Source organism: Oleiphilus messinensis (assembly GCF_002162375.1).
In the GTDB taxonomy this organism is placed as follows: Bacteria; Pseudomonadota; Gammaproteobacteria; order Pseudomonadales; family Oleiphilaceae; genus Oleiphilus; species Oleiphilus messinensis.
In genome coordinates this window covers 5,371,388-5,380,000 of record NZ_CP021425.1, presented here as the reverse complement: position 1 = coordinate 5,380,000, position 8,613 = coordinate 5,371,388, and the positions used below count along the sequence as shown (strand labels likewise).

Annotated in this window: 5 protein-coding genes and 2 rRNA genes (1 of these 7 running past the window's edge); all 7 read left to right on the top strand. The window is 48.2% G+C overall.

Going from position 1 to position 8,613, the window contains the following annotated elements; translation table 11 throughout:
* Window positions 1-2,731, top strand: a 23S ribosomal RNA gene (locus OLMES_RS23345); it begins 150 nt to the left of the window's first position.
* 110 nt (window positions 2,732-2,841) lie between these two features.
* Window positions 2,842-2,957, top strand: a 5S ribosomal RNA gene (gene rrf, locus OLMES_RS23340).
* 294 nt (window positions 2,958-3,251) lie between these two features.
* Window positions 3,252-4,799: a 2-isopropylmalate synthase gene (locus OLMES_RS23335; protein WP_087463464.1), complete on the top strand. Its 1,548-nt coding sequence runs from the start codon at window positions 3,252-3,254 to the stop codon at window positions 4,797-4,799.
* 35 nt (window positions 4,800-4,834) lie between these two features.
* The gene (locus OLMES_RS23330; RefSeq protein ID WP_198343099.1) at window positions 4,835-5,755 is read left to right on the top strand and encodes a hypothetical protein; all 921 of its coding nucleotides are present in this window, start codon (window positions 4,835-4,837) and stop codon (window positions 5,753-5,755) included.
* 20 nt (window positions 5,756-5,775) lie between these two features.
* On the top strand, window positions 5,776-6,231 hold the full coding sequence (gene rimI / locus OLMES_RS23325; RefSeq protein WP_198343098.1) for a ribosomal protein S18-alanine N-acetyltransferase: 456 nt from the start codon (window positions 5,776-5,778) through the stop codon (window positions 6,229-6,231).
* 12 nt (window positions 6,232-6,243) lie between these two features.
* The gene (locus OLMES_RS23320; RefSeq protein WP_087463462.1) at window positions 6,244-6,912 is read left to right on the top strand and encodes an energy-coupling factor ABC transporter permease; all 669 of its coding nucleotides are present in this window, start codon (window positions 6,244-6,246) and stop codon (window positions 6,910-6,912) included.
* A gap of 110 nt (window positions 6,913-7,022) precedes the next feature.
* Window positions 7,023-8,603 carry a peptide chain release factor 3 gene (gene prfC / locus OLMES_RS23315; protein ID WP_087463461.1) on the top strand — a complete coding sequence of 527 codons (1,581 nt, stop codon included), beginning with the start codon at window positions 7,023-7,025 and terminating at the stop codon, window positions 8,601-8,603.
* The last annotated feature ends 10 nt before the right edge of the window (window positions 8,604-8,613 follow it).

The window sequence follows — 8,613 nt, the reverse complement described above, 5'->3', positions numbered from 1 at the left end:
TTCTGAATACATAGGAAAAGAGAGGCGAACGCGGAGAACTGAAACATCTAAGTACCCGCAGGAAAAGAAATCAACCGAGATTCCCTCAGTAGCGGCGAGCGAACGGGGATTAGCCCAAAAGCGTCATGACGAATAGAAGAACGGCTTGGAAAGGCCGGCCATAGAGGGTGATAGCCCCGTATTCGAAATTCTATTGGCGTGAAATTGAGTAGGACGGGACACGTGTTATCCTGTCTGAACATGGGGGGACCATCCTCCAAGGCTAAATACTCCTGACTGACCGATAGTGAACCAGTACCGTGAGGGAAAGGCGAAAAGAACCCCTGTGAGGGGAGTGAAATAGACCCTGAAACCGTATGCGTACAAGCAGTGGGAGCAGACTTGTTCTGTGACTGCGTACCTTTTGTATAATGGGTCAGCGACTTATTTTTAGTAGCAAGGTTAACCGTTTAGGGGAGCCGTAGGGAAACCGAGTCTGAAATGGGCGTCAAGTTGCTAGGAATAGACCCGAAACCGAGTGATCTATCCATGGGCAGGTTGAAGGTTGAGTAACATCAACTGGAGGACCGAACCCACTCCCGTTGAAAAGGTAGGGGATGACTTGTGGATAGGAGTGAAAGGCTAATCAAACTCGGAGATAGCTGGTTCTCCCCGAAAACTATTTAGGTAGTGCCTCATGTATCACTTCCGGGGGTAGAGCACTGTTTGGGCTAGGGGGTCATCCCGACTTACCAACCCCATGCAAACTCCGAATACCGGAAAGTGCAATCATGGGAGACACACGGCGGGTGCTAACGTCCGTCGTGGAAAGGGAAACAACCCAGACCGCCAGCTAAGGTCCCAAAGTGTATGTTAAGTGGGAAACGATGTGGGAAGGCACAGACAGCTAGGAGGTTGGCTTAGAAGCAGCCACCCTTTAAGGAAAGCGTAATAGCTCACTAGTCGAGTCGGCCTGCGCGGAAGATGTAACGGGGCTCAAACATGCCACCGAAGCTGCGGATCTTTTCGAAGATGGTAGGGGAGCGTTCTGTACGCCGTTGAAGGTCAATTGAGAAGTTGGCTGGAGGTATCAGAAGTGCGAATGCTGACATGAGTAACGACAAAGGGGGTGAAAAACCCCCTCGCCGGAAGACCAAGGTTTCCTGCGCAACGGTAATCGGCGCAGGGTGAGTCGGCCCCTAAGGCGAGGCTGAAAAGCGTAGTCGATGGGAAACAGGTTAAAATTCCTGTACCTCGTGATATTGCGATGGGGGGACGGAGAAGGCTAGGCCAGCGCGGCGATGGTTGTCCGCGTTTAAGGTGGTAGGCAGAGGACTTAGGCAAATCCGGGTCCTTAATGCCGAGAACTGACGACGAAGCTGAACTTGTTCAGTGAAGTGGTCGATGCCAAGCTTCCAAGAAAAGCCTCTAAGCTTCAGATATCACGGGACCGTACCCCAAACCGACACAGGTGGTCAGGTAGAGAATACTAAGGCGTTTGAGAGAACTCGGGTGAAGGAACTAGGCAAAATAGTGCCGTAACTTCGGGAGAAGGCACGCCGGCCAGGGTGAAGGATTTACTCCGTAAGCCCCAGCCGGTCGAAGATACCAGGTGGCTGCGACTGTTTATTAAAAACACAGCACTCTGCAAACACGAAAGTGGACGTATAGGGTGTGACGCCTGCCCGGTGCCGGAAGGTTAATTGATGGGGTTAGCTTCGGCGAAGCTCTTGATCGAAGCCCCGGTAAACGGCGGCCGTAACTATAACGGTCCTAAGGTAGCGAAATTCCTTGTCGGGTAAGTTCCGACCTGCACGAATGGCGTAACGATGGCCACGCTGTCTCCACCCGAGACTCAGTGAAATTGAAATCGCAGTGAAGATGCTGTGTATCCGCGGCTAGACGGAAAGACCCCGTGAACCTTTACTACAGCTTCACAGTGAACTTTGACATTACTTGTGTAGGATAGCTGGGAGGCTTTGAAACTCGGACGCCAGTTCGAGTGGAGCCAACCTTGAAATACCAGCCTGGTACTGTTGAGGTTCTAACTCAGGTCCCGAAACGGGATCGAGGACACTGTGTGGTGGGTAGTTTGACTGGGGCGGTCTCCTCCCAAAGCGTAACGGAGGAGCACGAAGGTGCGCTAAGTACGGTCGGACATCGTACGGTTAGTGTAAAGGCATAAGCGCGCTTAACTGCGAGACAGACACGTCGAGCAGGTACGAAAGTAGGTCTTAGTGATCCGGTGGTTCTGTATGGAAGGGCCATCGCTCAACGGATAAAAGGTACTCCGGGGATAACAGGCTGATACCGCCCAAGAGTTCACATCGACGGCGGTGTTTGGCACCTCGATGTCGGCTCATCACATCCTGGGGCTGAAGCCGGTCCCAAGGGTATGGCTGTTCGCCATTTAAAGTGGTACGCGAGCTGGGTTTAGAACGTCGTGAGACAGTTCGGTCCCTATCTGCCGTGGACGTTGGAGATTTGAGGAGAGCTGCTCCTAGTACGAGAGGACCGGAGTGGACGAACCGCTGGTGTTCGGGTTGTGATGCCAATTGCATTGCCCGGTAGCTATGTTCGGACGGGATAACCGCTGAAAGCATCTAAGCGGGAAGCCCCCTCCAAGATAAGATCTCCCTGAGGCTTGAGCCTCCTGAAGGGCCCTTAAAGACCATGAGGTTGATAGGCTGGGTGTGTAAGCGTTGTGAGGCGTTGAGCTAACCAGTACTAATTGCCCGTGTGGCTTGACTATATAACACCCAAGCGGTTTTGACCCAAAATCAAATGACTGTGAATCTTATTTACTCGCTTTGTTCAGCCATGAACAGTTAAAGACAGAACGCATACGATCAACTTGTTTTGTCTGACGATCATAGCGGACGTGAACCACCTGATCCCATACCGAACTCAGTAGTGAAACCGTCCAGCGCCAATGGTAGTGTGGGGTCTCCCCATGTGAGAGTAGGTCATTGTCAGGCTCCTAATTAAAAACCCCAGTGGTAAACACCACTGGGGTTTTTTTGTGTCCGCCGAATACGCGCCGTATTTGTATTCATTCGTGCTGCTTGGCAAAGAATCTTTATGTCGATATAGTACAGCACCTGTTTACAGGACGGCATCTGTGTGAAGCCGCTTGTTCACTAGTGGTGTTTATAATTGGAGTGCAGCGTTTGTTTTTAATGGATGGCTGTTACTATTATTGAGATAGGTCTTGAGCTATATCGATCATGAACCGTATCGCCCCTTAAACGTGTTTTATTTGGAGAATTGTAATGTCTGTATCTGATCATTTGGTGATATTTGACACAACGCTGCGCGATGGTGAGCAAAGTCCAGGCGCATCTATGACCAAAGCTGAGAAATTACGAATCGCTAAAACACTTGAAAAAATGAAGGTTGATGTGATCGAGGCCGGTTTTGCGATTGCTAGCCAGGGGGATTTTGAGTCGGTGAAAGCAATCGCCGAAAGCATAAAAGATTCCAGAATCTGTAGCTTGGCGCGAGCGTTGGATAAGGATATTGATCGCGCAGCTGAAGCCCTTAAAAATGCAAATGCATCGAGAATTCATACTTTTATCGCAACTTCGCCCATCCATATGCAATACAAGCTGCAAATGCAGCCAGATGATGTGGTCGAGCAGGCTGTTAAAGCGGTAAAGCGCGCTCGAAATTACACTGATGATGTAGAGTTCTCCTGTGAAGATGCCGGTCGATCTGAACTGGACTTTTTGTGCCGGATTATTGAGGCTGCGATTGATGCTGGGGCGACAACAATCAATATTCCCGATACCGTAGGTTATGCAATACCGCGTCAGTTTGGCATTCTCATCAACGATCTTATTAAAAATATTCCGAATGCTGATAAAGCGATATTCTCTGTTCATTGTCACAATGACTTAGGGCTTGCCGTAGGCAACTCTCTCGAGGCCGTATTAAACGGGGCTCGCCAGATTGAATGCACGATTAACGGTCTGGGGGAGCGTGCTGGTAATGCTTCATTGGAAGAGGTCGTTATGGCAGTAAAAACCCGCCAGGATCTGTTCAATGTCAATACTCAGCTGGATACGACGCAAATCGTACCGGCTTCAAGGCTTGTTTCCACTATTACCGGGTTTCCTGTGCAACCGAATAAAGCTATTGTGGGAGCAAATGCGTTTGCTCATGAGTCTGGTATTCATCAGGATGGCATTCTGAAAAAGCGTGAAACCTATGAAATTATGTTGGCTCAGGATGTTGGCTGGCATAACAATAGTTTGGTGTTAGGTAAACACTCGGGCCGAAATGCGTTTAAAACGCGGTTACAGGATTTAGGTATTACTTTTGATACGGAAACCGAGCTTAATGAGGCTTTTACTCGTTTCAAGGATCTTGCTGATAAAAAGCATGAGATATTTGATGAAGATTTGCAGGCACTGGTAAGTGAGTCTCGCTCTCAAGCCGACGAGGAGCATTATCGTTTGGTCTGTATGCAAGTAACTTCAGAAACGGGAGTTACACCAGAAGCCGTTGTTACGTTGATGGTGGATGGCAATGAAGTGAAAGCTACTGCAAAGGGAAGTGGCCCTGTCGATGCGACTTACAAAGCTATTGAGTCTGTGGTGAATTCCGGTGCTGCGCTGCAGCTGTACTCTGTGAACAGTATCACCAGTGGTACAGATTCTCAGGGAGAGGTTACGGTGCGTCTTGAGAAAGATACAAGAATTGTAAATGGCATGGGGGCGGATACAGATATCGTCATTGCCTCTGCTAAAGCATATATCAGCGCACTAAACCTAATGACAAGCGATTCAAATCGGCAGCATCCTCAAGGGGATGTTTAGCATCTAATAAATTGAGGTGAGGTGTTGTCTTGTCATTGGGGGCTGGGTTAAAAGAGTCGGAGCGTCAATATTACCTAAAGCAGATGGGCGTGTCTGCATGGTATGCTCGTACCCCACTCGCAGGTGCGAAATCATTTTCATCGTTGGATTTCAATGAAAGTGAACGTTTGCCGATTAAAGGCCATACGAAAGCTAAAACCGATAATGATTCCGCTCATCCGATTCGGGGTCCCAAAAGCAATGCATCGGCTCGTGTTGCCTTGCAAGCGGTCAATCCGCAGGGGCAGGAGTCTGAGTCAAGCTCTTCTGTGTCCGCTAAAGATACACCTGCGAGTAGTAGTGCTCTATCCTTGCTGGCTTCCAATAATGAGGGGGCTGACCGTGTTGTTGAGAGTGTTAAAACCGTTCTGTCGAAACCTGTGCCTGATGCTTCACCCTCCGAAGGTGAGGCCCGTTCTCTATCGATAGAGGTAGATCTATTCAGGGTTGATAACGTCGGTATAATTTCAGAGGCAGTTCCGGCACACCTGGAGGAGGTTGCTCGAAAACTCATACTCAATGTAGTGCAAGCTTTTGTCTGGCCAGATAAATTACAGTGTTCGGTGGAGCATCACCAATGGGGATGGCCTCCTTTCAATAACCTGGCACTTCCGGATCAGGATGACGCTGTTGCGAGAAAAATATTTAGGCAGCTCTGCTCTCAGTTTCTCGGAGGAGAAGTTCGGTATATTTTTGTCTTGGGGGGCTCTCTGTCTTCTTTTCTGGCTGGGAACAATGTTCCAGTTATTGATGATTTATTTGTAGAAGTGGGCCATGGCGCTGGTGAGGTTAGTAATGAGTCCGGTGATAGAACCTGTAAGATTCAGGTCGCGTCGTTTACGCTGGGAGATTGCATCCAGGCTCCGGCAATAAAAAGGGAATTGCATGCACTTATTCAATCCCGTCCCCGTAGTTGAGAACCCTTCTGGTAAAATCCATGTACCATTATATTTCTATGATCCCCTCTCATTTAACGGAAGTGCTGAAAACCGAGCGCTCTGCTTATTCTCATCCTTGGACTGAGGGTAACTTCAGGAACTGTATTGCCTCGGGCTACGACTGCAAGTTAATGTTGCAAGCGCAGGATTCGAATCGATTGTGTGGCTACTTCGTAATGTATGTTGCTGTTGGTGAGGCCCATCTCTTAAATCTATGTGTTGCCCCTGAATTTCAAAAAAGGGGGTTGGCACATCAGATGTTGACTGAAATGAATGGCATCGCACTAAACCAGGGAGCGGAAACTTTTTTTCTTGAGGTTCGTGAGTCGAACGTTAGGGCTATCGAGATATATTCGTGCGCGGGCTTCAATGAGGTTGGTTTAAGAAAAAATTACTATCCTGCCGCGCAGGGCCGTGAGCATGCCATAATTATGGCAAAGTCTCTTGTCGAGTAAGGTTGGTTAATCATGGAGGCCCATGGCTTCATACTCCAAAATGGCGCTTTGTGGATTACTGTTTGTACTGCTTTGATTTGTGTTGCAGTGGCTTTAGGTTCTGCAGATTGGTTGCGTTTAACTCGCGATCCTGATTTACAACACAGTTTCCTCGGGGGTGGGGTAGCGCTATTAATTTTGTGGCAGATGAAAGCTTATTTTGTGCCGGGAATGTCGATTCATTTTCTCGGCGTGACCGCGTTGACGTTGCTTTTGGGGTGGCCTTTTGCAGTACTCATGGGGTGCATGGTCTGTGTTGCGGACTTTGCGATTCATGAGCGGAACTTTAATCTCCTGGCGCTTGGCGTATTGAGTCTTGTTATTGCTCCTTCTTTGATTACCTTACTGGTCGTTCGCTTGGAAAAGCTCGCTGGATTCAGACTTTTCTTTTCTTATATTTTTATCTGTGGTTTTTTTGGTGCCGCATTTTCCGCTGCAGCAGGGGCGTTGGTCTGTTGGTTGCTTCTATTATTTGCAGGGATTATTACGGTGGCAGAACTGTTCGATTTGTATTTGAAGTACTTGCCGCTAATTATGCTGCCTGAGGCTGTTATCAACGGCATGGTGATCACGGGGCTGCTGGTTTTCTGCCCGGATTGGTTGAATACACTGGATTCGGATCGGTATGGTCGGAGTGGCTAAAATGCGTTGTATCAGGCTGATCTGAGTATTTCATATTGAAACCGGTTATACTATGCCCGCTTTTGTTTGTCTTTTTCACTGTTTTAATTAACGCAATTTGAGTACCGTTCATGACTGGGATTTCTGAGGAAATTAATTCTCGACGCACCTTTGCAATTATCTCGCACCCCGATGCGGGTAAAACGACGATTACAGAAAAGCTATTGTTGCACGGGAAGGCCCTGCAGAAGGCGGGTACTGTTAAAGGTAAAAAGTCAGGGCAACATGCTAAGTCCGACTGGATGGAGATGGAAAAAGAGCGTGGAATCTCGGTTACGACGTCGGTGATGCAATTTCCGTTTCGAGAAAGTCTGATCAATCTGCTGGATACGCCGGGGCACGAAGATTTCTCTGAAGACACTTATCGAACCCTGACTGCAGTCGACTCCTGTTTGATGGTGATTGACAGTGCAAAAGGGGTTGAGGATCGTACCATTAAATTGATGGATGTTACCCGTTTGAGGGAAACGCCCATATTGACCTTTATGAACAAGCTGGATCGGGATATTCGTGACCCCATAGAGTTAATGGATGAGGTCGAAGATATATTAAAGATTGCCTGTGTCCCGATTACCTGGCCAATTGGGATGGGCAAGCAGTTCAAGGGCGTTTATCACCTGCTTCGAGATGAAGTGATTTTTTACAAGACCGGACAGGGAGATATCATCCAGGAAAAAGATGTTGTCAAAGGATTGGATAACCCTGAGTTGGATGAGCGCCTTGGTGAGTATGCTGATCAGCTGAGAGATGAGATTGAGTTACTCAGTGCTGCAGCCAATGAATTTGATCTTGAGGAATTTTTGGCGGGACAGTTAACGCCGGTATTCTTCGGTACTGCTCTGGGGAACTTTGGTGTTGATCATGTTCTGGACGGTTTTGTAGATTGGGCTCCCAAGCCATTATCCCGTGAAACTGATCGCCGAACGGTTGAGCCTGAAGAGCCTGATTTCTCGGGCTTTGTGTTTAAAATCCAGGCTAATATGGATCCTCTGCATCGAGACCGCATCGCGTTTTTGCGCGTTTGTTCAGGGCGTTACGAGCAGGGTATGAAAATCAAGCATGTACGACTTGGAAAAGATGTCCGGATTTCTGATGCATTAACTTTCATGGCTGGTGATAGAGCACGCGTGGAAGAGGCTTTCGCTGGGGATATTATCGGTTTGCACAATCATGGCACGATTAAAATCGGTGATACGTTTACTTCGGGTGAAGATATGAAATTCACCGGAATCCCGAATTTTGCACCAGAACTTTTTCGGCGTATTCGATTGAAGGATCCATTGAAGGCCAAGCAATTGCAAAAGGGCCTTATTCAATTGTCCGAAGAGGGGGCTGTGCAAGTGTTTCGACCGCTAAGCTCGAATGATCTTATTGTTGGTGCTGTGGGTGTGTTGCAGTTCGACGTGGTTGTACACCGATTGAAAACCGAATACAAAGTTGAGGCAGCCTATGAGCCTATAAATGTTGCGACCGCGCGATGGGTTACCTGTGACGATGCCAAAAAGCTGGAGCAGTTTCAGAACAAGTGTAGAGATAATCTTTCGCTGGATGGTGGGGATAGCCTGGCTTACATTGCACCAACAATGGTAAATCTGCAGTTAACTCAGGAGCGATATCCGGAAATTCAGTTTTTCAAGACTCGAGAGCACTAACTCGATTCTG

Coding starts and splice junctions, on each gene's coding strand:
- rimI (WP_198343098.1), top strand. CDS start 5,776: ATGTACCATTATATTTCTATGATCCCCTCTCATTTAACGGAAGTGCTG.
- OLMES_RS23335 (WP_087463464.1), top strand. CDS start 3,252: ATGTCTGTATCTGATCATTTGGTGATATTTGACACAACGCTGCGCGAT.
- OLMES_RS23320 (WP_087463462.1), top strand. CDS start 6,244: ATGGAGGCCCATGGCTTCATACTCCAAAATGGCGCTTTGTGGATTACT.
- prfC (WP_087463461.1), top strand. CDS start 7,023: ATGACTGGGATTTCTGAGGAAATTAATTCTCGACGCACCTTTGCAATT.